The sequence below is a fragment of the Paraburkholderia hiiakae genome, from assembly GCF_904848665.1.
Taxonomy (GTDB): domain Bacteria; phylum Pseudomonadota; class Gammaproteobacteria; order Burkholderiales; family Burkholderiaceae; genus Paraburkholderia; species Paraburkholderia hiiakae.
Map to the genome: position 1 here is coordinate 165,996 of NZ_CAJHCQ010000002.1, position 20,679 is coordinate 186,674.

Below are 20,679 nucleotides of genomic sequence, written 5' to 3' on the forward strand. Positions count from 1 at the left end.
CAAAATGGCAAACGCCCCGGTTGCGCTGCTAACCGGGGCGTTTGAACTGCGCTTGAGGCGCTCTACATCAGAAGGTCTGCCAGTCGTCGTTGGACGTGGCCGTTGCCGGCTCGCGGCGATCCGCCTTCGGAGCGCTCGCAGAGGCGGCACGCACGGGCGCGGGCCTCGATGGCGCGGCACGCTTGACCGTTGCGCTCGCAACTATCTTCGTTGTCGGTGCGATGCTCGCCGTTGCAGCACGCCCAGCCGCGCCGATGTTGAACATCGATACCAGCTCGCGCAACGCCGCCGCCTGCGAGGACATCGACTGCGCCGCCGCCGAAGCTTCCTCGACTAGCGCCGCATTCTGCTGCGTGACCTCGTCCATCTGCGTGACGGCCTGGTTGACCTGCTCGATGCCGGTGCGCTGCTCGCCCGATGCGGCCGAAATCTCGTTCATGAGGTCGGCAACACGCTTGACCGATTGCACGATCTCGCCCATCGTGCGGCCCGCGTCGTCCACGAGCGCCGTGCCGTTGTTCACGCGCTCGACCGATACGCTAATGAGTTCCTTGATTTCGCGCGCCGCCGTCGCGCTGCGCTGTGCGAGCGTGCGCACCTCGCCCGCCACGACCGCGAAGCCGCGGCCCTGCTCGCCGGCTCGCGCCGCTTCCACAGCCGCGTTGAGCGCGAGGATGTTGGTCTGGAACGCAATGCCTTCGATCACCGAGATGATCTGCGCGACCTGTTCGGAGCTGTTCGCGATATCGCGCATGGTATCGACCACACGGCCCACCACTTCGCCGCCGCGCGTGGCCGTTTGCGAGGCCTGGCCCGCCAGCGTGTTGCCCTGCGTCGCGTTATCGGCGTTCTGCTTGACCGTTGCCGTGAGCTCTTCCATGCTCGCCGCCGTTTCTTCGAGCGAAGCGGCCTGCTCTTCGGTGCGCTGGCTCAGGTCGGTGTTGCCCGCCGCGATCTGCGCGGAAGCCGTCGCGATGCCTTCGCTGCCGGTGCGCACACGGCCCACCAGGTCGACGAGCCGCTCGTTCATGTGACGCAGCGCGCCGAGCAACTGGGCCGCCTCGTCGCTGCCGTCCACTTCGATGCGCGCGGTCAGGTCGCCACGCGCCACGGTTTCGGCCACATCCACGGCCCGCGCGATCGGGCCCGTAATCGAACGCGTGATGAAGAGCGCAATCGTGGCGCCGAAGCCAATGGCGAGCACGAGCAGCGCGATGGTCCAGGCGAACGCGCTGTGGTACGCCGCCTTCGCCATGGCGACTTCGGCGGTCGAGCCGTTGTGATTGAGGGTCACGTCCTGGTTGATGAGGTCCATCAAGGCCTGGAACGACTTCGCCGATGCGGTCGAAACCGCTGCGCGGGCATCGGCCGATCCGCCGTCGGCAGACATGACGAGGGCCTCGATCTTCTTGTCGTCATCCAGATACTGCGACCACGCGGTGCCGATCGAATCGGCCACACGGTGCTCTTCGGCCGAGGAAACCAGCTTCGAATAGCCGTCGAAGGTCGTGCCGAACTGGCCGATCATCTGCGAGTGCTGATCGTGCAGCGTAGCCTTCTCGCTGGCGTCGCTTGCGATCAGCATGCGCAGCGACGTGCGGCGTACGTCCTGCGCTTGATTGCGCAAATTGCCGAGCGTCTCGACACTAGGCAGCCAGTTCGCGCCGATTTCCTGGGTGCCGTCGAATATGCGCGACGCCTGAAGGAGCCCGATCCCGCCCACTGCGCCGAGCAGGAGCAACACAATGGCAAAGCCCGCGCCGAGACGCGGGCCGATTTTGATTCTGGTAAGGAATGACATGGGGACGCCGTAGTGAGAGGTCACTTGTATTGACGACCACGACGCCAAAAAATTAAGTCAATGTTGCAAATATAACAACACGTAAGGAAAGCACGCGCTGGTCGAACGATCGGTCTCTTCTCATATGATTAGGATGACATATCAATTGAATCAGCTATGCGCCACGCAAACTCCGACCTGCGCGATCGCCGCATCGCGCTGCGCCGAACTCGCGCGCGTCGCGCCCGTGAGATACGTCGTGACGAGGATAGGTGCGCGCCCGGTGGGCCAGACAATTGCCACATCGTTCGCCGTGCCCCGGTCGCCCGTGCCGGTCTTGTCGCCCACGCGCCAGTCCTTCGGCAAGCCCGCGCGCAAACGCGCGTCGCCCGTCTTGTTGGCGACCAGCCATGCAATGAGCTGCTCGCGCGAAGCCGCGGAAAGACGCTCGCCCAGCAGCAATTCGCGCAGGTTGCCGACCATGGCGGCGGGCGTGGTCGTATCGCGCGGGTCGCCCGGTATCGCTTCGTTGAGCGTGGTTTCGTTGCGGTCGAGGCGCGTGACCGGGTCGCCAAGGCTGCGCGCGAAGGCCGTAATCGCGGCCGGACCGCCGATGCTCTCCAGCAGCAGGTTCGCCGCCGTGTTGTCGCTGCGCGTGAGCGCGGCTTCGCACAGCTCGGCGACCGTCATGCCCTCGCCGCCCGCGCGCGGGCCGCTCACCGGTGAATACGACACGACTTGTGCATGCGCATACACGACCTTGCGCGCAAGGTCTTCCTTGCCATGATCCTTGCGCGTCAACACGGCCGATGCGAGCAACACCTTGAACGTGCTGCACATCGGGAAACGCTCGTGCAGGCGCCAGCCGCGCACGTGCCCGCTCGCCGTATCGAGTATCGACACGCCGAGCCGGCCGCCCACCTGCGCCTCGATGGCGGCAAGCTGCTTTTCCAGCGTGCCCGCTTGCGGCGGCTTCGCCGCGCTCGCGGCCGTCGCGCCGAACGCCTGAGATGCAACGCCAGCTATCGCACCGCCTAATACCGTCATCGTGAATCTACGTCGTGTGATCATGGCTTCTCCCTGAAGAGCCGCCACTATCGCGTGTTCTCCGTGAAGTGACAAACGATGATAAATTGCGCCACGCCCCAGAAAAACTTATGGCTCGATCATGCGACCGCATCTGCCCCTCAATGCCTTGCGCGCCTTCGAATCGTCGGCGCGTCACTTAAGTTTCACGCGCGCGGCGAGCGAGCTGAACGTGACCCAGGCGGCCGTGAGCCAGCAGGTCCGCATGCTGGAGGAGCGGCTTGGCGCGACGCTCTTCAAGCGCCTGCCGCGCGGTCTTGCGATCACCGACGAAGGGCTCGCGCTGCGCCCCGTGCTCACCGACGCATTCGATCGCATCGAAGCCGTGTTGCGGCAGTTCGAGGGCGGCCACTTTCACGAGGTGCTGACCGTGGGCGCCGTGGGGACTTTCGCAGTGGGATGGCTGATGCCGCGCCTGAAGTCGTTTCACGACGCGCATCCGTTCGTCGAGCTGCGCATCATGACGAACAACAATCTCGTCGATCTGGCGGGCGAAGGACTCGACTTCGCCATTCGGTTCGGCGACGGCACCTGGCCCGGTTCGCGCGCCGCGAAGCTATTCGACGCGCCGCTCGCCGCACTCTGCGCGCCCGATATCGCGCAACGCCTGCATAGGCCCGCCGATCTCGCCAACGAAAAGCTGCTGCGCTCGTATCGCGCCGACGACTGGACGCTCTGGTTCGAAGCCGCCGGGCTCGCGCCGCGTCCGGTGCGCGGGCCCGTGTTCGATTCGTCGCGGCTCATGGTGGAAGCGGCGATGCAGGGCGCGGGCATCGCGCTCGCCCCGGTTTCGATGTTCGAGCGCGATCTCGCGGCGGGCAGGCTCGTGCGGCCCTTCGATATCGAGGTGCAAGCGGGCAGCTACTGGCTCACGTCGCAGAAGGGGAAAACGGCGACGTCCGCCATGCGCGCGTTCAATCAATGGATCGTGAAGGAGGCCGGTAGCGGCGAGAACGCGTGAATGTTGCGTTACGCGCCGGCTTGCAAGAGCCGCGCATGAAGCGCATCGATTTCCGTCTCCGCGAAAACCTCGATGCCGTGCTGGCGCAGCAACGCAGTCGTCACACCCGCGCCCGCATGTTTGCGGCCCGCAAAGCTGCCATCGTAAATGGCACGGCTACCGCATGAAGGACTGCCGTCCACGAGCAATGCGAAGCGGCAGTCGTGCGCGAGCGCGAGTTCGAGCGCCACGTGCGCGCCCCCCACGAACTGCGAGGTAACGTCCTCGCCGCGCACGTCGATCACGCGCGCGCTCCCCTCCAGCACGGTGGCACCTGAGGCGGCATCCGCGATCTCCGCAGGCGGCCTGGGCACGCCGAACCCGCCAGCCACTTCAGGGCAGACCGGCACGAGGCGCCCCTCACGCTGCCACTGCTCGATCAGTGCATGCGCAACGGTTTTTGCCGAGCCGTTGTAACGAACCGGACGGCCAAGCAGACAAGCGCTAACGAGTATTCGGTGGAGCATGCGGGATACGTTCAGATTGCACGAATCCTTCGCATTTTACGCGCCGAAGTCGTGCAACATCACAGCGTCATCGCCAGCCGCGCGGCTTGATCGATCGCGCGCAGCGCGTCCAGTTCGGCCGCGACATCGGCGCCGCCGATCACCTTCGGTTGTGCGCCGCGCGCGACGAGTTCATCGTAGAGCGTGCGGTTCGAATGCTGCCCCGCGCACAACACGACATGATCCACGGCGAGCACATGCGGCTTGCCATCCACGCGATAGTGCAGGCCTTCGTCGTCGATCGCATCGTACGCCACGCCCGAGGTCATCATCACGTTCGCCTGGCGCATGCGTGCCTTCAGGATCCATCCCGTCGATTTACCGAGCCCCTTGCCGAGCGGCTGCGCCTTACGCTGGAACATATGGACACTGCGGCGCGGCGCGCCATGAGCGTCGACACGCGTCAGGCCGCCCGCATTCGCATTCGCGGGATCGACACCCCATGCGCGGAAAAACACCCCACGGTCCAGCGCTTCCTGCGCGTCGCCCAACAGATACTCGGCCACGTCGAAGCCGATGCCGCCCGCGCCGATGATCGCGACACGCGCGCCCACTTCGACCTTGCCCGTGAGCACGTCGATATACGACACCGCCTTCGGATGATCGACGCCAACGATATCGGGCACGCGCGGCGTGACGCCCGTGGCGATGACGACCTCGTCAAACGTCTCGCTTGCGAGTGCTTGCGCAGTGGGCGCATGTCCAAGCCGCACCGCTACGCCGAGACGCTCTAACCGCACCTCGAAATAACGCAGCATCTCGTGAAACTCGGCTTTGCCGGGCACGACCTTCGCAAGATTCAACTGGCCCCCCAGCCGCGCATGGGCTTCGAACAACGTCAGCTGATGGCCGCGCTCAGCCGCGTTGAGCGCGAACGCCATACCCGCCGGTCCGCCGCCCACGACCGCAATGCGTTTGGGCTGCTTGGCCTTGCCTGCCGCGAATTCGATCTCGCGCCCGGCGCGCGGATTGACGAGGCACGTCGCGGTGCGTTCCGTGAAGATGCGGTCGAGGCACGCCTGATTGCAGCCGATGCAGGTGTTGATTTCGTCGGCCATACCCAGCCGGGTCTTCTTCGCGAAGTCCGGGTCGGCGAGCAGCGGGCGCGCCATCGAAACGAGATCGGCTACGCCGGAGGCGATCAGTTCTTCGGCAACTTCGGGCATGTTGATGCGGTTCGACGCCATCACCGGAATCGATACCGCCTCTTTGACGTTGCGAATCGCGTCGCGCCACGCCGCGCGCGGCACGCACGCCGCGATGGTCGGCACGGCCGACTCGTGCCAGCCCACGCCCGTGTTGATGAGATCCGCGCCGGCCGCTTCGATCTCCTTGGCGAACGCCGCGGTTTCGGCGCCGCTCATGCCGCCTTCCACGAGGTCGATGGAGGAGATACGGTAGATCAGCATGGGCTCGCGGCCCATTTCCGCGCGCACGGCGCGCACGATATCGAGCGCAAAGCGGATGCGGCCTGCGAAGCTGCCGCCGAATTCGTCGTCGCGCGCGTTGGTGAGCGCGGCCGTGAACTCGTTGATGAGATAGCCTTCCGAGCCCATGATCTCCACGCCATCGTAGCCGGCCTGAACCGCTAACGCCGCCGTGCAGGCGAAATCGGCGATGGTGGCGCGCACCTCCTGCGTGCTGAGCGCGCGCGGCGCGTATGCGTTGATTCTTGCCTTGGCGGCCGTGGGGCCCACACACTCGGGCACTTTCGCATAACGGCCCGCGTGCAGAATCTGCAGCACGATCTTTCCTCCTGCTTCATGAACCGCGCGGGTCACAACGCGATGCTCGTCGAGCTGCTCCGCGCGATTGAACAGCGGGCCGCCCGGCTCCATCACGCCTTCGGGATTCGGCGCGAACCCGCCACTCAGGATCAGGCCGATCTCCCCGGCTGCGCGCGCCGCATAGAACGCGGCGAGACGCTCGTGCGGACGATCGAGCGTTTCGAGCCGCGTGTGCATCGCACCCATCACCATGCGGTTGGGGAGCAGCGTCGCGCCAACGCGAAGCGGGGTCAAAAGCCGGTCGAAGGTCGCCATGGGGTTGTCTCTTGATATTCTCGTGCGTCGTTTCACGACTCTAGGCGAGCCACCTAATTGCGTCAATATCATGATATATATTGATGGCGCGAGGAGGGGTAATGCCCAAATGGACGGCGCACCCACTTCCCGTCACTATTTTCGTATCAGGTATTTGTCTCATTGCCTGCGCGCTAGCGCGGGGACCGAAAGGCCCACATGACCCAGAACGACCCGTCGTACGACCAATCCGTCTCGTCCATTCACAACCGGTTGTTCTTCCGGCTGTTCCAGGCAGGCAACACGCTAGACCGGCAGACGGCCAAGGCGCTCGGCATCACCACCGTGCAGTGGTCGGTGCTGGGCGCGCTCTCGCGCCCGCAGGTAGCGCAGGGCATGTCGTTTTCCGAGCTGGCCGACTATCTCGTGGTGAGCCGCCAGAGTCTCGACGGCGTACTCAAGCGTCTGGAGCGCGACGAGCACGTGCTGCGTGTAGCCGACACCGTGGACCGGCGCGCGAAAAAAGTCGTGCTCACCAAGCAAGGCAAAGTGTTCTGGGAGAGTCTGCAGCCGAAGATCTACGAGTTCTATCGCCAGGCGCTCGCGAGCTTTCGCTTCGACGACAAGGTTTCGCTCGTGCATTTCCTGAATCAGCTGAACAAGGGCCTGGACGAGATCGATCTGGGCGAACAGGCGCAGCGCGAGCCGGAGTGAATGCACCCTCGCGCTTTCATATCGTGCAATGCGCGCCCGGTGTGTGCAAATTGCGCATTTCCGAATGCGGGCCAGCAATTGCACATGGAAGGACACCTTCTCTTATCGTGAAAGACATCACGTAAGCCATTGAACAACAAGGAAATTGCAGCGCCGCAAAGCGGCAGGGAAGTCGTCTGTCACTGAGATAGACTGAATCCAACGACGCTTCTTATTCGCTTGTTATTCAATGGAGACTCATCATGGACGTGTATATCGAACCGTTACCGAGGGGCCAGTGGGGGCCAATCGATGGCTACGCCCTGGAATTCGCGGACGGCACCAAGTTCGCCGACAACATCTTTCGCTCGGAGCTTCTCGCGATCAGCGAGATCGTCCTGCGGGGCTATAAGCCGCTGCTGGCCAACGTCCGCATTACGGACAAGCACGCCAACGCGCATTGGAAGCGCCCCGAAGCTTCGCGCTGACGCGCGCCAGCTCGACGGCGATGTTGACCGTCGAGCTGTCTGCCCTCTCCCTTGTCAAGCGCCGAAGGTAAAGCGTGTGCCCGTGGACGACCACAGCACCTTTCCTGGCATGGCCTGAGTCACCATCGAGTAGAACACTTCACCGGAACAATGCATCGGAACGATGTAGTCCGGATCGATTTCCTTCAGCACGTCCACGGTGGCCTGCTGATACTCCGGCGGTTGCGGCGCTAGATGGAAGCCGCCGAGGATCGCGTGCACGTGGTCGACGCCCGACACCTTCATCGCCGTTTTCACAGTATTGAGCACGCCCCGGTGCGCGCACGAAGTCAGCACCACGAGACCTCTGTCTTTCACCATATACGCGGTGCCCTGCTCGTGCTGAAAATCGTCGGGAATTGTCGTGGCGTTTTGCTTGGCCGCCGGTAGTTTGTCCGCGGCGCAGCCCACGCCATTGTGGACGCCAACGGTCATATTGCTCGGATTGAGCGGTTTCTCGAACGTGGTCTGGGGAATCCAGCCCGTGGTGAACGCATGGCCCGCCACCACTGCCGGGTGCTCGGCAAAGACGATGTTCAGATTGGCGTCGCGCATGGCCTGCCGGTCGAGCGAACCGAACTGACGCACGCCGATCTCGCGCGTGCAGAAGCATTCCTCGCCTCCCAGGTAGATGGGCAGCTTCGCCTTCAGCTTGCCCTGATTCGCCTGGAGAAAGCCAACCATGCCGCCGAAGTGGTCGTAGTGGCCGTGTGTCAGCAACAACGCATCGAGTTGCGCCGGGTCGATCTTCAGGAGTGCGACGTTATTGTTCAACGTCTCGGGCGTGTAGCCGAAGTCGATCAGGATGCGCCTGATCTGGTCCGCCTGTGCGGACTCGACATGCATCGAGAGCCCCCATTCGTTTTCGATGGCGAGGCGGGGCGGTTGATCTTGCCCAAGCGCGAGGCCAAAGCGCTGCACATCGACGTTGCCGATACGGCGGCTGCTCTCCAGCGCGGAATACGACGAGTCGGTGACCACGCGTACCGATACGCGATCGACAACGGGCACCGGTCCGCTCAGCGGCTCGGCAAACGCGACCCGCGATTCGCCGAACATCGCTCCCGCAAGCACCCCTAGCGCGCTGAATCCGCCGGCGCGCAGTATTCTGCGGCGCGACCAGTTACCCAGATATCGATCATCCATTGTCCGACCTCCGTCGCTCGCGACTCACCGCATGGTAGGTGACAGACCCTTATGCCCGATGCGAAGGGTCCACGCGAATGTGCGCTACCGCACATTCGCCCGGCGCATTCACCGAAACGAAAGGTCGTTGTCATGCGAATCGTGCGGGCCCGTAAGCGTGCCGGCGCAACGCACACGCATCGATGTGCAAGCAACGAGCGCAACACAGTTGACGCTACAGGCCGCCTCCTGCATGATCGTCCTCATGAACGCGCACCTGCTCTCCACGACGACTACCACGACCGCTTCCGGCGGGTCGTGAGTTCGGTGCGCACACGTTAGATTTCGTATCGACCACAGGGCCCCGCCAGCAATGGACGGGGCCTTGTCGTTTCTCCGTACGTTGCGGGCACAACTACTGGAGAACCACCATGCCCAGACTCGCTCGTGCCCTTCTCATCATCGATATGCAGGAGGGCTTGTTCAACGGCCCCAATACGCCATTTGACGGTCAGCGCGTACTCGCCAATATCACCGAATTGATTGCGAAAGCCCGCAAGGCTCGTGCGCCGGTCTTCGCTGCGCGCCACGTCGGGCCGCCGGGCTCGCCCATCGAGCCGGGCAGTCCACTCACGCGCTTGCTGCCGACGCTCGCCATCGACCCGGACATCGACAGTGTGTTCGAGAAGCATCGCCCCAGTTGCTTTACCGGCACCGATCTCGCGCAACGGCTCGCGCGCGCCAACGTGGGCGAGCTCGTCATCGCGGGAATGCAGACGGAGTATTGCGTGGACTCGACCTGCCGCGCCGCGGGCGACCTGGGTTTTCAGCCGCTGCTCGTCGCGGACGCCCACACGACCATGGATACGCCCGTGTTGAGCGCCGCGTCGATTATCGAACACCATAACCGCACCTTAAGCGGTCCGTTCGTGAAGCTCGTGAGCACCGCCGATTGTACGTTCGACAGTGCATTCGGCTTCCTTTAGCAGTCCGTTGTTTAGAACCCTTCGAGCACGAGCTTGCCGCGTGAGCGGTTGGTTTCCACGAGCTCGTGCGCCCGGCGCAGGTTCGTCGCATTGATGGTCCCGAAGCTCTCGTTGAGCGTCGTGCGCAACACGCCTTCGTCGATGAGCGTAGCCATGCGGTCGAGCAGATCGTGCTGGCGAATCTGGTCTTTCGTGCCGAACATCGAGCGCGTGTACATGAATTCCCAATGGAGCGCCACGCTCTTCCTCTTGAGCTTGCGGAAGTCGAACAGCTCCGGGTCGTCGATCAGCGCGAGATGCCCCTGAGGATTGATCGAGGCGACGATCTCGTCGAAGTGACGATCGGTCTGGTTCAGGCTCGCGATATAGTCCACGCCTTCCATGCCGATACGCTTGAGCTCCTGCGAAAGCGGCTTCGAATGATCGATAACGTGATGCGCACCCAGTTCGCTCACCCACTTCGATGTTTCGGGCCGCGACGCCGTGCCGATCACCGTGAGGCCCGTGAGCTTGCGCGCCAACTGCACGAGCACCGAGCCCACGCCGCCCGCCGCGCCGATCACGAGCAGCGAGTCGCCGGACGGCGCCGTGCCCTCTGGCACCTTGAGGCGGTCGAACAGCAGTTCCCACGCCGTGATGGAGGTAAGCGGCAACGCGGCCGCCTCGGCGAAGTTCAGCGTTTGCGGCATGCTGCCCACAATGCGCTCGTCCACCACGTGCAGTTCGCTGTTGGTGCCGGGGCGCAGCAGCGAGCCCGCGTACCATACGCGGTCGCCCGGCTTGAAGAGCGTCACGTCGCGGCCCACGGCGCGCACGATGCCGCTCGCGTCCCAGCCGATCACTTTCGCCTCGCCGTTTTCGGGCGCCATCTTCGCACGCACCTTCACGTCGACCGGGTTGACCGACACCGCGTGCACTTCGACGAGCAGATCGCGCGGGCCCGGCTGCGGATCGGGCAGTTCGAGATCGATCAACGATTCGGGGTCGCTAATGGGAAGGTTGCGGTAGTAACCAATCGCTTTCATCGTGAATACCTCCAGACAGTCAAATTGCGGCAAACCGGCTCGGTTGCGCGAGCGGCTCGAAGTGATAAAGGTCGGGGTCCGCCGAAAAGTATGGCCACAGCGCGTGCAGGAAGTTCTGGAAATCGCCGTGCATCATGAACGCGCTCTGCGCGTCGAGGCTGTCCCATTCCACTTCCAGCACATAGCAGCCTTCGTCTTCGCACTGCGGACCGAGGCGATGACCACGATAGCCCGGCTTTTTCGTGAGCAGCGGGCATACGCGCAGCCAGGCCGCCTCGAAACGCGAAATCTTGTCTGCTCTCAGGTAAAAGCGGCCTATCGCAACGATCATCCAAGCCTCCGTGCCGGTCGTCTTGGTACGAATAATCGGCCAGCACGCGTGGCGCGCATAGCGGCAAACGGCGAATTCACCTTCAAAGCCGCTTTGAAGATCGCGAGCAAGATCGAGCGGCGGGACCTATGGGAAAGACGGATGCAGGCCTGGCCCGATGGCGATCGGGACAGGTATCGGACCAGCGAACGGGCTTACTGCGCAATCACACGTCAGGCAAGAAAGGCGGCAATGCGATCGCGCAGCACATCGCGCAGCGCGTTGACGGTTGGCGACAGCATCGAGCGGTGGGCGCAGACGAGATGCAGCGGCGCGCCTTCGCCCTGAAACGCGTCGAGCGCGGTTTCGAGGCGGCCCGCCTTGATATCGGCCAGTACGTCCAGACGCGACTTGTACGCAAGGCCATGCCCCGCCACGGCCCAGCGGCGAACGAGTTCGCCGTCGTCGCTGCTGCGGTTGCCGTGGACGTTGACGACGCTGGCATCGTCGCCACGATGGAAGGTCCAGCGATCGTGCAGCGTGTCGCTCAGCGCGAAGCGCAGGCAGTTGTGGCGCGTGAGATCGGCGGGCGTGGCGGGTTTGCCGTGACGCGCGAAATAGCCGGGCGCGGCGCACAGCACGCGCCGGTTTTCCGGCGCGAGCGGCAGCGCGACGAGAGAGGAATCTTCGGGCACGCCGTAGCGAACCGCCACGGCCACCGGCGAGCGGAACATATCGGTCACGTGGTCGCCAATGTGCACCTGGAACGACACTGCGGGATGCTGCGCCTGGAAGTCGTCGAGCCAGGGCGCGAGCACATTGCGCCCGAGGTCGGAAGGAATCGACAGCGACACGGTGCCGCCGATCATCTTGCGCCCGTGCGCCACGGCGTTCTGGCCGGCCTCCACCTGCTCCATGACGCCGCGCGCGTACTCGAGGTAGCGCTCGCCGTCCGGCGTGAGGCGCAAGCTACGCGTGGAGCGTGCAAGCAGGCGCGTGCCAAGTTCGGTTTCGAGGCGCTTCAGGCCCGCGCTCGCCACGGCGGGCGTGAGATCGAGCGCACGCGCGGCGGCCGAGAGGCTCCCGTTGTCCGCCGCACTGATAAAGATGACGAGGTCTTCCAGTCTGATCATGTACCGTCGCGTTCTCGTTGGGCTGCGCTCGCCTCGGAAGCAGGCGCCGCGGTCATGGAGTAAGCGAACTGTACACGAAGCCACCGCGCGCGCGGCGCAGCGAAATGGGCTGCGGTTCTATACTCCCCAGTTGGAAACGCAGGTCGTTCATACAGGAGTACGAGGCAATGCTGAACTATCCCGCCGCCTACCAGTCGACCAAGGGCTCCGCGCTCGACGTGAACAAGCCCTTTTACCGCCGCATCGCCGAAGAGCAAGATCAGCGCGAGCTGATCGAGTCCATTGTCGTGCCGATACGCTCGGGCCAGGCCTGGAGCGTCCCCGCCGGACACGTGTTCCGCATCGTGACGATCGAAGGCCCGCAAGTGGCCGACCTCAATCTGTGGAACCGGCACGATCCGCGCGAACGCATGTGGGCTTCGCGCACGCGCCAGCTCCAGCAGGCGCACGTGAGCACCTTCGACCGCCTATGGTCCACGCTGCCCTTCCTGCGCCCGCTCGTCACCATCACGGACGACAGCCTCGCCGGCTACGGTGTGGACGAGCATGGCGGACGCGTTCACGACCTGCTCGGCACGCGCTGCGACCCCTACGTGAACCGCATGCTGACCGGCGAAGACTTCCATTTCCATTGCCACTCGAATCTCACGCGCGCCATCGCGCCCTATGGGCTGACCGAATACGACGTGCACGATGTGCTCAACGTGTTCCAGTGCACCGGCCTGAATCTGGAGGACAAGTACTTCATGAAGGCCTGCCCGGCGAAGAAGGGCGACTACCTCGAGTTTTTCGCCGAGATCGACCTGTTGTGCGCGCTTTCGACCTGCCCCGGCGGTGACCTTTCGCTGCCGATGTGGGGACCGGACGCCCGCGACCCGCTGGAAGTCTGCCGCCCGCTCGGCATTGAGGTCTATCGGCTGGCGCCCGCGCTGCTGCAAGGCTGGTCTTCGCCGCCTGTTGCCGAATATCGCGGCCTGCACGGTATGGCGCTGCAACAGCCCGACTGGAAGTGCGGTTGCTGAACCGCCGTGAGGAAAACCGTCGCCCAAAAAGCCGTCGGGCCATGCGCCCACCTAAGTGTTCGCATGGCCCGACGGTGTACAGCGGCTGCAGCTTACTGCTTGTCGACCTTCTTCGGCTTCGGCGGCGATTCGATCTTCGCGTACTGGAACGCCGGCGTGGCCTTCAGCGCTTCCTTGGTGGCACCGGCCAGATAGAGATTGCCCTGGCGCACGTCGAGCGATGCGATGGGCACGGCCACGTCGTGCGAACCGACGCCGAGGAAACCGCCTGCCGCAACGATGGCTGCGGAAACCGAGCCGTCCGGCGCGACGATCAGGTCGCGCACGGTGCCGATTTTCACGTTGTCGTCGTTATAAACGGGCTTGCCGAGCACACTCTTCTTCACGCTCCAGCCTTCGAGCAGCGCCTGCGACTGCTCGACCGAAACGCTCAAGGGCTGCGCGCCCGCGATCTGGGCATTCGCGCTGGCACTGGCCACCACGGCGCTGAATACGGCTACGGTCAACATCGTCTTGCGGAAAAACATTTTGTTTCGCTCCTGTATTCCGGTTATTTCGCCGCGCAGGTCGTTGCGAGTCACTGCGAGACTGCAGGCGGGATGTCATGGTAGCCGGTATGGCGCGGCGCTGCGCTCAAGGCGCGCGCGAAGTCCGGCCTGGATCAATTCAGGAGCGACCCGCCGGCCCATTCCCATAGGTCTGAAACACGCCAAGCTCGGGGTACATGTGTCGGATAGCCTGCCATTCGGCCGCGTTGCAGAACTCGCACGGATGGTCCGGCGACGCCACCGTAAAGCGCTTTGCCACCTCCAGACAGAAGCGTACCGCTTCGGCAATATCGATCTCGTGGCTTGCCGTCGAGTCGCTGCCGCCTACCACCGATTGCGCGGTCAGCGCGACGCCCACGACCGGCGCGCGCGTCGCCACGTGCGGTTGCATGATGCTGTTGAAATGGTAAAGGCCGTTGTCGTACGGCGTGATGTCCTGGAGGCTGATCGGCAGCGTGAACGCCGAGCGGCCGGTCGTGGATTGCATGACGTTGACGAGATCCGGCGACACGCGAAGGATGTAGCCCTGCATCGCTGTCGGCGTGATCGCGAAGCCGCGCTGTTTGACGATGCGATTGCCCTTGGAAGCGTCGATCGAAAGAATGGCGTCCATGGCAGGCGAGACCTGATGGTCATTCATCGTCGCGGAAGACACGGGCATGCCGGCGAACGGCACGCCATCGTTGTACTTGATCGCCACGTTCTTCGCGATGTGCGTCGTGACGATGACGTCGCCGGGAAGATCGTCGCCGGCCGCTTTCATCATCGCCAGCTTGAGCGCGCACGCAATCGAGCCGACCGGACCGTCCGCGTCCGAAATCATCCCGATGCGCACGGGGCGACCGCCGCTCGCCCCATTACGGCCGATGATGCCAAGCGTGCGCGCGCTGCCGCCCGCCGTTCTGCCCGCGGTTCCGGGAATCGGGATCGAGATGAAGTCGGCTGTCGTCGATGTGTCGGCGGGCGTTCGCCGTTGACGGTCGTCATGGTTACCTTCGTACTACGAAATATCAATCCCGGCGAGCACTCGCCAGAGGAACGAGAATAAACGGGAATCTCAGAACGTGTGTCGCAGTCCCGCCAGTGCGGAAACCTGTTCGTTGCGACCGTTGAGCTGCGTACCCGCGTTTGCCGCAGCGTTCGTCGTCGAATTGCCGAAAAGACCGCCCCAGCCTCCGGTCACGCGTTCCCAGGCGCCGGCGACGTAGATGTCGGTGTGCGAGCCCACGCCGTTTCCCTTGACCGCCGTTCTGAGCAAAACGCTGACGCTACGCGGCTACCTCGTACATGATGTCATTCGCATTCCTGATTGGTTGACGCGCGCCAAAGCCTTCATTCTGGAAGGCGTGGAAGCGGACGCACTGCGGCCCGTAATAGCCAGGACTTTTTCCTTCGAGCAGATCGTCGAGGCGCACCGCTATCTGGAATCGAACGAGCAGTTCGGAAAGATCGTCGTCACGCTCTGAACGTGGCGCCGATGGCGCGCCAGCTCACATCGAAGCCGCGGCACATTGGGCGCAAAGCCCGAAAACGACGAGACTCGAATGCGCATAGCGAAAGCGCTTCGCCGCCGCAATGGCGGCGTGCTGCTCCTGCAGCATGGGCTCGTCGATATCGACCACGGTCTTGCAGCTCTCGCACACGAGATGCGCGTGCGGCACGCCACGTCCAAGCTCGTACACCACGCGCGTTTCGCCAACCCACGTGCTGTCGAGCAGGGACGATTCCATCAGTTGCGCAAGCGCGCGATACACGCTCGCGAGGCTGCATTGCTCCACGTCTTTTGCAATGCGGCGAAAGACCTGGTCGGCGGTCAGATGCTCGTGCGGCGCTTCATGAAACACCTTCAGCACGGCCACGCGGCTGGACGTCGGGCGCAGGCGCGCGCTCTTCAGTTCGGAGTAGACCGTTCTCATACGATGGAAAACACGTCGGCAAGGCCGACAGTTTCGTCGACAATTGCTTAAGGTTTCCTTATGCCAGTATGGTGTCCGGCACGTTACGGCCTGGCCTCGCTCCGCTGTATGCTGCGGCGTCGTAAAGATTGAAAGCGTATTGGACAACAGTACGAACTGAGGCCCACATGGCTGCCACGCCCACGGTGATCTTCGGCGCATTCGACCGGCACAACTTCGGCGATCTGCTGATCGCACAAGTGGTGGCGCGCATGCTGCCTCGCCGCGAACGGCTGTTCGCGGGGCTCGCCGCGCGAGATTCGCATGGCGATGGCGGACCGCGCACCGTCGCGCTCTCGCGTATCGTCGCATTTGCGCGCAGCCGCGCCGTGAACGTGATTCACGCAGGCGGCGAGTTGTTGACCTGCGATGCGTGGGAAGCCGCTGTGATGCTCGCGCCGCCGCAACGCGTGCCGACGCTCATCGCCGCGGAGGGTGAATGGCTACGAAACGGGCGCGCGTGGGCGCAAAAGCATGTTGGCGTGGCGTCACTTGCGCCATATGCGCTTTCGAAGGCCGCGTTGCCAGGCGTGCGCGTGAAGCATCTCTCGTTCAACGCGGTGGGAGGCGTCGATCTCGAAGCACGCAACGCGCAGTTGGGCGCCGACGTGCTCACCGCGCTGCGCTCCGCAGACACGGTGAGCGTGCGCGATTGTCAAACCCAGGCGCTACTCGCGCAATGGGGCATCGAAGCCCGCCTGATCCCGGACCCCGCCACGATGACGGCTGTCTTGTTCGGCACGACGATACGCCGCCACGCCACAAGCCTCGCGCTGCGCGAAGTCCGGCAAGCGTTCCCGCACGGCTATGCTGCCGTGCAATTCAGCGCCGACTTCGGCGACGATGCGACACTCGATACGCTATCCGCCCAACTCGAACGCGTCGCGCAGGCGCACGGCCTGGGTATTGTGCTGTTTCGCGCGGGCGCCGCTCCCTGGCACGATGACCTGGAAGTGTATGAGCGCCTCTCGGTTCGACTGCGCGCGGCTCGTGTTCGCGTGTTCGCTTCGCTGAATGTCTGGGACATTTGTGCGTTGATCGCTGACAGCCGGATTTATTGCGGCAGCAGCCTGCACGGTCGTATCGTCGCGATGGCTTATGCGCTTCCTCGCATTAACTTCAGTCATCCTGATCATTCTTCCAAGGCGAGCAAGCATGCGGCTTATGTGCGGACATGGGAAGCAGCGGGCCTAAGCGGCGTTGTGCATCTGGAGAATCTAGCCGATGCGGTTGCCAATGCACTAGTGACCGATTGCGAACAACTGCGCGAAACTGCATCCGAGCTTGCACGGCAGTATCGGTTGGAATTCGAAACCGTGGTGGCGGGGTGACCACTTAATTGAATCAGCGCGGCCCAGGCCCCGGGAACGGTTCGACCGGCTGAGACTGCGCATCCGGATCGGCGTCATCGTCGCGCCGGAATGATTGGATGATTTCTCGTCGTGACAGGCGTGAGGTCATTGTTGTGCTGCATTGCGCGTGATGGGAGGCTTTACCGGGCTCGGCGCGCATGACGATTACATTTCTATTACGCCTTGTTTCGCGCCGGCAGGCGTACTTGTCCCGATTGCCTCGATCGAGCCGGCTGTGCAGAAATGCGCATGGAAACCGTCGCGAATGGTCAAGACGAAGCGATATTGGCTTCCTATAGTCGCTTTTAGCGTCTCGCCCCGGCGCTTTTCATGCGGAGCGGTTCGATCGATACCACGCTATCTGGAGGAGCCCAACACGCAGTCGACGCGAACAAAAGAGTCGTGAACCGGCCGCCGCCCCGACCGCGCAAAGCGGGAAATGCGGCGAGCGCAGCCGGTATGCACGCCACAGCAGTCAACCCATGCTTGCCGACAAAGGAAACAACATGCGTTTTGCGAAGACTCTTACCCCTATCGCAGTTGCCGTTGGAGCACTTCTCGCTGTTGCGCCGCTCGCCTCGCGCGCGGATACCGTCGTTAAAATCGGCTTTGCCGCACCGCTCACCGGACCGAACGCCAATTACGGCAAAGACCTGGAAAACGGCGTGAAAATGGCCCTCGACGACGCCAAGGCGCAAGGCGTCAAAATCAACGGCCAGCCCGTCTCGTTCGAACTCGTCGCCGAGGACGATCAGGCCGACCCGCGCGTGGGCGTGCAAGTCGCGCAAAAGCTCGTGGACGAAGGCGTTTCGGTTGTCGTCGGCCACTTCAACTCGGGCACGACCATTCCCGCTTCCGAGCTGTACGAAAAGGCTGGCCTGCCCGACATCGATCCGGCCGCCACGAACCCGGTCATCAGCGGCCGCGGCTTCAAGAACATCTTCATGGTGATCTCGAGCGACGCGCAAAACGCGGGCACCGCAGGCGCCTATGCGGTTACGACGACCAAGGCCAAGCGCATCGCCGTGATCGACGACCGCACGGCCTTCGGCCAGGGCGAAGCGGACGAATTCGTGAAAGCCGTGAAAGCGCATGGTGGCGACATCGTCGACCGCGAGTACACGACGAACCAGGCGACGGACTTCAAGACGCAGCTCACCAACATCAAGAGCAAGAACCCCGATCTGATTTTCGTGGGCGCCCTCAATCCGCAGGCGGCCGGCATCATGAAGCAGATGGCCCAGCTTGGCATCAAGGCGCAGTACGTGGGCGGCGGCGGCGTGAAGGACGTGGACTTCGTCAAGCTCGCGGGCGACGTGTCCGAAGGCGCCATGGCGTGGGAATACGGCCGTCCGCTCGACAGCACGCCGGTCGGCGCGAAGTTCGCCGACCGCTTCAAGCAGAAGTATGGCGTGGACGTGCTCTCGTACGCGCCGTTCGGCTACGACGCGGCGTGGGCCGCCATCAAGGCGATGCAGGCTGCCAATTCGACGAAGCCCGACGACTATCGCGCGAAGCTGCAAAGCATCGATTTCGAGGGCATAACCGGGCATACCGAGTTCAACGCGAATGGCTCGCTCAAGAACGGTTCGTCCACTGTGTATCAGGTGAAGAATGGCCAGTGGGTGACGGTCAAGACGGTAAGCGGTCTCTGATCCCTCACGCGGGTCCGCCTCTTGCGGGCGGGCCCTCCCTTCAACCTCTAACCGTCGGTCGAAACCGTCACGCTCTCCCAGGCGCGGATTTCGTCTTCCAGCGCGGCCAGTTTGGACCTGACGAGCCCCAGTGCATCGCTGCCGAGCAAAAGATGCCTGGGCGGGTGCGCCGCGTCGATGATGGCAAGCATCGCGCGCGCGGCTTTCTGCGGATCGCCCAGTTGCTTGCCACTCTTTTCCTCGCGCGCGCGGCGGACGGGGTCGAAGATCGCGTCGTAAGCCGCGATCGAACGCGGCGTTCGCCTCATCGAGCGTCCGGCCCAGTCGGTGCGAAACGAGCCAGGCGCTACCGCCGTCACCGCAATGCCCAGCGGCTCGACCTCTTTGCCAAGCGCTTCGGAAACGCCCTCCAGCGCGAATTTGCTGCCACAGTAGTAGCTAATACCCGGCAGGGTGATATGGCCGCCCATCGACGTGATATTCAGGATGTGGCCGCGCCCGCGCTCGCGCATGAAAGGCAGAACCGCTTTCATCATGGCAACCGCGCCGAATACATTCACGTCGAACTGCCTGCGCATCTCCGATAACGGCGACTCCTCCATGACGCCTTCGTGTCCGTATCCGGCGTTGTTGACCAGAACGTCCACGGCGCCGACGCTCGCCTCGATTTCCGCCACGACGCTGTCGATGGCATCGAAGTCCGTCACGTCGAGCACACGCGCCAATGAGCGAGGCGCCGACAGCGATTCAAAATCGCGCTTCGCCTGCTCGCTCCTCACCGTACCGACGACTGTGTGACCCGCCGCCAGCGCTTCTTGTGCCAGTGCGCGGCCGAAGCCGCTGCTGACGCCTGTAATGAGCAGAATCCTGCTGGATGCCATTTAAGGTTCTCCCGAGTGGTGTCTGGAGAGTGCATACTAGTCTGAATGGGGCGGCTGATTAAGCCGCATTCCGGTAATTTTCTTGCCTAAAGCTATGAGCACGAAGCGGGACTCCGTCAACCATTCCGGCCGCTCGTCACGAAGCCAGAAGCGCATGATCGCGTTGCTTCACGCGCTGGCGCCCGACGAGGGCTACAACCTCACGCCGCTGCCGAGCGTGCGCATTCTGCGCTCGAACCGGCCGCTCTCGCGCACGCCGGTGCTTTACGATCCCGGCATCGTGATCGTTTGTCAAGGGCGCAAGCGAGGCTACTTCGGCGACCAGCTCTATCTCTACGACGAGCATCATTACCTCGCTGTCTCCGTGCCTGTTCCATTCAGTATGGAGACCGAAGCAACCATGGAGCGCCCGCTGCTCGCGCTGTACCTTCACCTCGATTTCGCCCTCGCTGCCGAACTGGCGGCGCAGATCGATCGCGAAGGCACAAAGGAACGCGTGCAAGCGCCGCAGAGCATGATGTCGACGCCGATGGACGACACCATGCAGATGTCCGTGTTGCGCTTGCTCGAGGCAATGCATCGGCCTCTCGAAGCCGCTGTGCTAGGCCCGGGCTTGCTGCGCGAACTGTATTTCCGCGTACTCACCGGCGCGCAGGGAAGCTCCATGCGCGAGGCTCTGGCGATGAAAGGTCAGTTCGGCCGCATAGGCAAATCGTTGCGCCTCATCCATGCCGGCTATGCGCGTGCGCTGGACGTCGTGCAACTGGCCGAAGAAGCCGGCATGAGCGTGCCGAGTTTTCACAGCCACTTCAAGGCGATCACCCAGGTCTCGCCCATGCAGTACGTGAAATCTACGCGCTTGCATCAGGCTCGTCTGTTGATGATCCGCCAGGACCTGACTGCGGAGGCGGCGGGCCACGCTGTGGGCTACACGAGCCCGTCGCAGTTCAGCAGAGAGTTCAAACGACTCTTTGGTTTGACGCCGGCGGCGGAAGCAAAGCGCATGCGCGCAAGCTTCGCCATTCCGGCGCCGTTCGCCGAGGTGACGTACGTTGCGTCGCACTGAGTCTGATT

At 63.5% G+C, this 20,679-nt stretch carries 22 protein-coding genes; 9 read left to right on the top strand and 13 right to left on the bottom strand.

Annotated elements, in window-relative coordinates; genetic code table 11:
- Positions 1 to 67 precede the first annotated feature (67 nt).
- Positions 68 to 1,801: a methyl-accepting chemotaxis protein gene (locus JMY28_RS04700; RefSeq protein WP_201694740.1), complete on the bottom strand. Its 1,734-nt coding sequence runs from the start codon at positions 1,799 to 1,801 to the stop codon at positions 68 to 70.
- Between the two features lie 150 nt (positions 1,802 to 1,951).
- Entirely contained in the window at positions 1,952 to 2,827 is an 876-nt protein-coding gene (gene bla / locus JMY28_RS04705) for a class A beta-lactamase (protein WP_407945474.1), read from the bottom strand.
- 121 nt (positions 2,828 to 2,948) lie between these two features.
- Between bla and JMY28_RS04710 the strand changes: the two genes are divergently transcribed.
- Complete coding sequence (locus tag JMY28_RS04710; protein ID WP_328809370.1) at positions 2,949 to 3,827, top strand: LysR family transcriptional regulator; 879 nt, start codon at positions 2,949 to 2,951, stop codon at positions 3,825 to 3,827.
- 8 nt (positions 3,828 to 3,835) lie between these two features.
- Here the strand turns inward: JMY28_RS04710 and JMY28_RS04715 are convergent, their stop codons facing one another.
- Together JMY28_RS04715 and JMY28_RS04720 are read right to left on the bottom strand one after the other, a co-directional pair.
- A complete protein-coding gene (locus tag JMY28_RS04715; RefSeq protein ID WP_201694742.1) occupies positions 3,836 to 4,333 on the bottom strand; it encodes a DUF523 domain-containing protein in 498 nt (165 codons plus the stop codon).
- A gap of 59 nt (positions 4,334 to 4,392) precedes the next feature.
- Complete coding sequence (locus JMY28_RS04720) at positions 4,393 to 6,414, bottom strand: oxidoreductase (protein WP_201694743.1); 2,022 nt, start codon at positions 6,412 to 6,414, stop codon at positions 4,393 to 4,395.
- A gap of 198 nt (positions 6,415 to 6,612) precedes the next feature.
- Here JMY28_RS04720 and JMY28_RS04725 point away from each other — a divergent pair, with 198 nt between their 5' ends.
- Together JMY28_RS04725 and JMY28_RS04730 are read left to right on the top strand one after the other, a co-directional pair.
- A complete protein-coding gene (locus JMY28_RS04725; protein ID WP_201694744.1) occupies positions 6,613 to 7,107 on the top strand; it encodes a MarR family winged helix-turn-helix transcriptional regulator in 495 nt (164 codons plus the stop codon).
- A gap of 242 nt (positions 7,108 to 7,349) precedes the next feature.
- The gene (locus JMY28_RS04730; protein ID WP_236596695.1) at positions 7,350 to 7,574 is read left to right on the top strand and encodes a hypothetical protein; all 225 of its coding nucleotides are present in this window, start codon (positions 7,350 to 7,352) and stop codon (positions 7,572 to 7,574) included.
- Positions 7,575 to 7,628: 54 nt separating this feature from the next.
- Here JMY28_RS04730 and JMY28_RS04735 read toward each other — a convergent pair whose 3' ends face one another.
- A complete protein-coding gene (locus JMY28_RS04735; RefSeq protein ID WP_201694745.1) occupies positions 7,629 to 8,759 on the bottom strand; it encodes an MBL fold metallo-hydrolase in 1,131 nt (376 codons plus the stop codon).
- 410 nt (positions 8,760 to 9,169) lie between these two features.
- Here JMY28_RS04735 and JMY28_RS04740 point away from each other — a divergent pair, with 410 nt between their 5' ends.
- Positions 9,170 to 9,724, top strand: coding sequence for a cysteine hydrolase family protein (locus tag JMY28_RS04740; protein ID WP_201694746.1), 555 nt, complete (start codon positions 9,170 to 9,172; stop codon positions 9,722 to 9,724).
- An 11-nt stretch (positions 9,725 to 9,735) separates the two neighbouring features.
- Here JMY28_RS04740 and JMY28_RS04745 read toward each other — a convergent pair whose 3' ends face one another.
- From JMY28_RS04745 to JMY28_RS04755, 3 genes are all read right to left on the bottom strand, one after another.
- Positions 9,736 to 10,749, bottom strand: coding sequence for a zinc-binding alcohol dehydrogenase family protein (locus JMY28_RS04745; RefSeq protein WP_201694747.1), 1,014 nt, complete (start codon positions 10,747 to 10,749; stop codon positions 9,736 to 9,738).
- Positions 10,750 to 10,768: 19 nt separating this feature from the next.
- Positions 10,769 to 11,080, bottom strand: a complete 312-nt coding sequence (locus JMY28_RS04750; RefSeq protein ID WP_201694748.1) for an antibiotic biosynthesis monooxygenase family protein — start codon at positions 11,078 to 11,080, stop codon at positions 10,769 to 10,771.
- Positions 11,081 to 11,292: 212 nt separating this feature from the next.
- The gene (locus JMY28_RS04755; protein ID WP_201694749.1) at positions 11,293 to 12,192 is read right to left on the bottom strand and encodes a LysR family transcriptional regulator; all 900 of its coding nucleotides are present in this window, start codon (positions 12,190 to 12,192) and stop codon (positions 11,293 to 11,295) included.
- 167 nt (positions 12,193 to 12,359) lie between these two features.
- On the opposite strand from JMY28_RS04755, the gene JMY28_RS04760 reads away from it, so the two are divergent.
- Positions 12,360 to 13,214, top strand: coding sequence for an urea carboxylase-associated family protein (locus JMY28_RS04760; protein ID WP_201694750.1), 855 nt, complete (start codon positions 12,360 to 12,362; stop codon positions 13,212 to 13,214).
- A 92-nt stretch (positions 13,215 to 13,306) separates the two neighbouring features.
- Here JMY28_RS04760 and JMY28_RS04765 read toward each other — a convergent pair whose 3' ends face one another.
- The 3 genes from JMY28_RS04765 to JMY28_RS04775 all read right to left on the bottom strand — a co-directional run bounded on the left by JMY28_RS04765 (position 13,307) and on the right by JMY28_RS04775 (position 14,990).
- Complete coding sequence (locus JMY28_RS04765; protein WP_201694751.1) at positions 13,307 to 13,741, bottom strand: PRC-barrel domain-containing protein; 435 nt, start codon at positions 13,739 to 13,741, stop codon at positions 13,307 to 13,309.
- Between the two features lie 139 nt (positions 13,742 to 13,880).
- Positions 13,881 to 14,696, bottom strand: a complete 816-nt coding sequence (locus tag JMY28_RS04770) for a DUF1177 domain-containing protein (RefSeq protein WP_201695181.1) — start codon at positions 14,694 to 14,696, stop codon at positions 13,881 to 13,883.
- Between the two features lie 123 nt (positions 14,697 to 14,819).
- A complete protein-coding gene (locus tag JMY28_RS04775) occupies positions 14,820 to 14,990 on the bottom strand; it encodes a hypothetical protein (RefSeq protein WP_201694752.1) in 171 nt (56 codons plus the stop codon).
- A 10-nt stretch (positions 14,991 to 15,000) separates the two neighbouring features.
- Here JMY28_RS04775 and JMY28_RS04780 point away from each other — a divergent pair, with 10 nt between their 5' ends.
- Positions 15,001 to 15,228: a zinc-binding dehydrogenase gene (locus JMY28_RS04780; protein ID WP_236596696.1), complete on the top strand. Its 228-nt coding sequence runs from the start codon at positions 15,001 to 15,003 to the stop codon at positions 15,226 to 15,228.
- A gap of 24 nt (positions 15,229 to 15,252) precedes the next feature.
- On the opposite strand, the gene JMY28_RS04785 is transcribed toward JMY28_RS04780, so the two are convergent.
- Entirely contained in the window at positions 15,253 to 15,678 is a 426-nt protein-coding gene (locus tag JMY28_RS04785) for a Fur family transcriptional regulator (protein ID WP_201694754.1), read from the bottom strand.
- Between the two features lie 167 nt (positions 15,679 to 15,845).
- Between JMY28_RS04785 and JMY28_RS04790 the strand changes: the two genes are divergently transcribed.
- Positions 15,846 to 17,048, top strand: coding sequence for a polysaccharide pyruvyl transferase family protein (locus JMY28_RS04790; protein WP_201694755.1), 1,203 nt, complete (start codon positions 15,846 to 15,848; stop codon positions 17,046 to 17,048).
- Positions 17,049 to 17,575: 527 nt separating this feature from the next.
- Complete coding sequence (locus JMY28_RS04795; protein WP_201694756.1) at positions 17,576 to 18,724, top strand: branched-chain amino acid ABC transporter substrate-binding protein; 1,149 nt, start codon at positions 17,576 to 17,578, stop codon at positions 18,722 to 18,724.
- Positions 18,725 to 18,771: 47 nt separating this feature from the next.
- On the opposite strand, the gene JMY28_RS04800 is transcribed toward JMY28_RS04795, so the two are convergent.
- Positions 18,772 to 19,605, bottom strand: coding sequence for an oxidoreductase (locus JMY28_RS04800; RefSeq protein ID WP_201694757.1), 834 nt, complete (start codon positions 19,603 to 19,605; stop codon positions 18,772 to 18,774).
- 94 nt (positions 19,606 to 19,699) lie between these two features.
- Between JMY28_RS04800 and JMY28_RS04805 the strand changes: the two genes are divergently transcribed.
- A complete protein-coding gene (locus JMY28_RS04805; RefSeq protein WP_407945467.1) occupies positions 19,700 to 20,671 on the top strand; it encodes an AraC family transcriptional regulator in 972 nt (323 codons plus the stop codon).
- Positions 20,672 to 20,679: the final 8 nt, after the last annotated feature.

Coding starts and splice junctions, on each gene's coding strand:
- JMY28_RS04710 (WP_328809370.1), top strand. CDS start 2,949: ATGCGACCGCATCTGCCCCTCAATGCCTTGCGCGCCTTCGAATCGTCG.
- JMY28_RS04715 (WP_201694742.1), bottom strand. CDS start 4,333: ATGCTCCACCGAATACTCGTTAGCGCTTGTCTGCTTGGCCGTCCGGTT.
- JMY28_RS04725 (WP_201694744.1), top strand. CDS start 6,613: ATGACCCAGAACGACCCGTCGTACGACCAATCCGTCTCGTCCATTCAC.
- JMY28_RS04800 (WP_201694757.1), bottom strand. CDS start 19,605: ATGGCATCCAGCAGGATTCTGCTCATTACAGGCGTCAGCAGCGGCTTC.
- JMY28_RS04765 (WP_201694751.1), bottom strand. CDS start 13,741: ATGTTTTTCCGCAAGACGATGTTGACCGTAGCCGTATTCAGCGCCGTG.
- JMY28_RS04785 (WP_201694754.1), bottom strand. CDS start 15,678: ATGAGAACGGTCTACTCCGAACTGAAGAGCGCGCGCCTGCGCCCGACG.
- JMY28_RS04790 (WP_201694755.1), top strand. CDS start 15,846: ATGGCTGCCACGCCCACGGTGATCTTCGGCGCATTCGACCGGCACAAC.
- JMY28_RS04740 (WP_201694746.1), top strand. CDS start 9,170: ATGCCCAGACTCGCTCGTGCCCTTCTCATCATCGATATGCAGGAGGGC.
- JMY28_RS04795 (WP_201694756.1), top strand. CDS start 17,576: ATGCGTTTTGCGAAGACTCTTACCCCTATCGCAGTTGCCGTTGGAGCA.
- JMY28_RS04755 (WP_201694749.1), bottom strand. CDS start 12,192: ATGATCAGACTGGAAGACCTCGTCATCTTTATCAGTGCGGCGGACAAC.
- JMY28_RS04735 (WP_201694745.1), bottom strand. CDS start 8,759: ATGGATGATCGATATCTGGGTAACTGGTCGCGCCGCAGAATACTGCGC.
- JMY28_RS04760 (WP_201694750.1), top strand. CDS start 12,360: ATGCTGAACTATCCCGCCGCCTACCAGTCGACCAAGGGCTCCGCGCTC.
- JMY28_RS04745 (WP_201694747.1), bottom strand. CDS start 10,749: ATGAAAGCGATTGGTTACTACCGCAACCTTCCCATTAGCGACCCCGAA.
- JMY28_RS04720 (WP_201694743.1), bottom strand. CDS start 6,414: ATGGCGACCTTCGACCGGCTTTTGACCCCGCTTCGCGTTGGCGCGACG.
- bla (WP_407945474.1), bottom strand. CDS start 2,827: ATGACGGTATTAGGCGGTGCGATAGCTGGCGTTGCATCTCAGGCGTTC.
- JMY28_RS04750 (WP_201694748.1), bottom strand. CDS start 11,080: ATGATCGTTGCGATAGGCCGCTTTTACCTGAGAGCAGACAAGATTTCG.
- JMY28_RS04805 (WP_407945467.1), top strand. CDS start 19,700: ATGAGCACGAAGCGGGACTCCGTCAACCATTCCGGCCGCTCGTCACGA.
- JMY28_RS04730 (WP_236596695.1), top strand. CDS start 7,350: ATGGACGTGTATATCGAACCGTTACCGAGGGGCCAGTGGGGGCCAATC.
- JMY28_RS04700 (WP_201694740.1), bottom strand. CDS start 1,801: ATGTCATTCCTTACCAGAATCAAAATCGGCCCGCGTCTCGGCGCGGGC.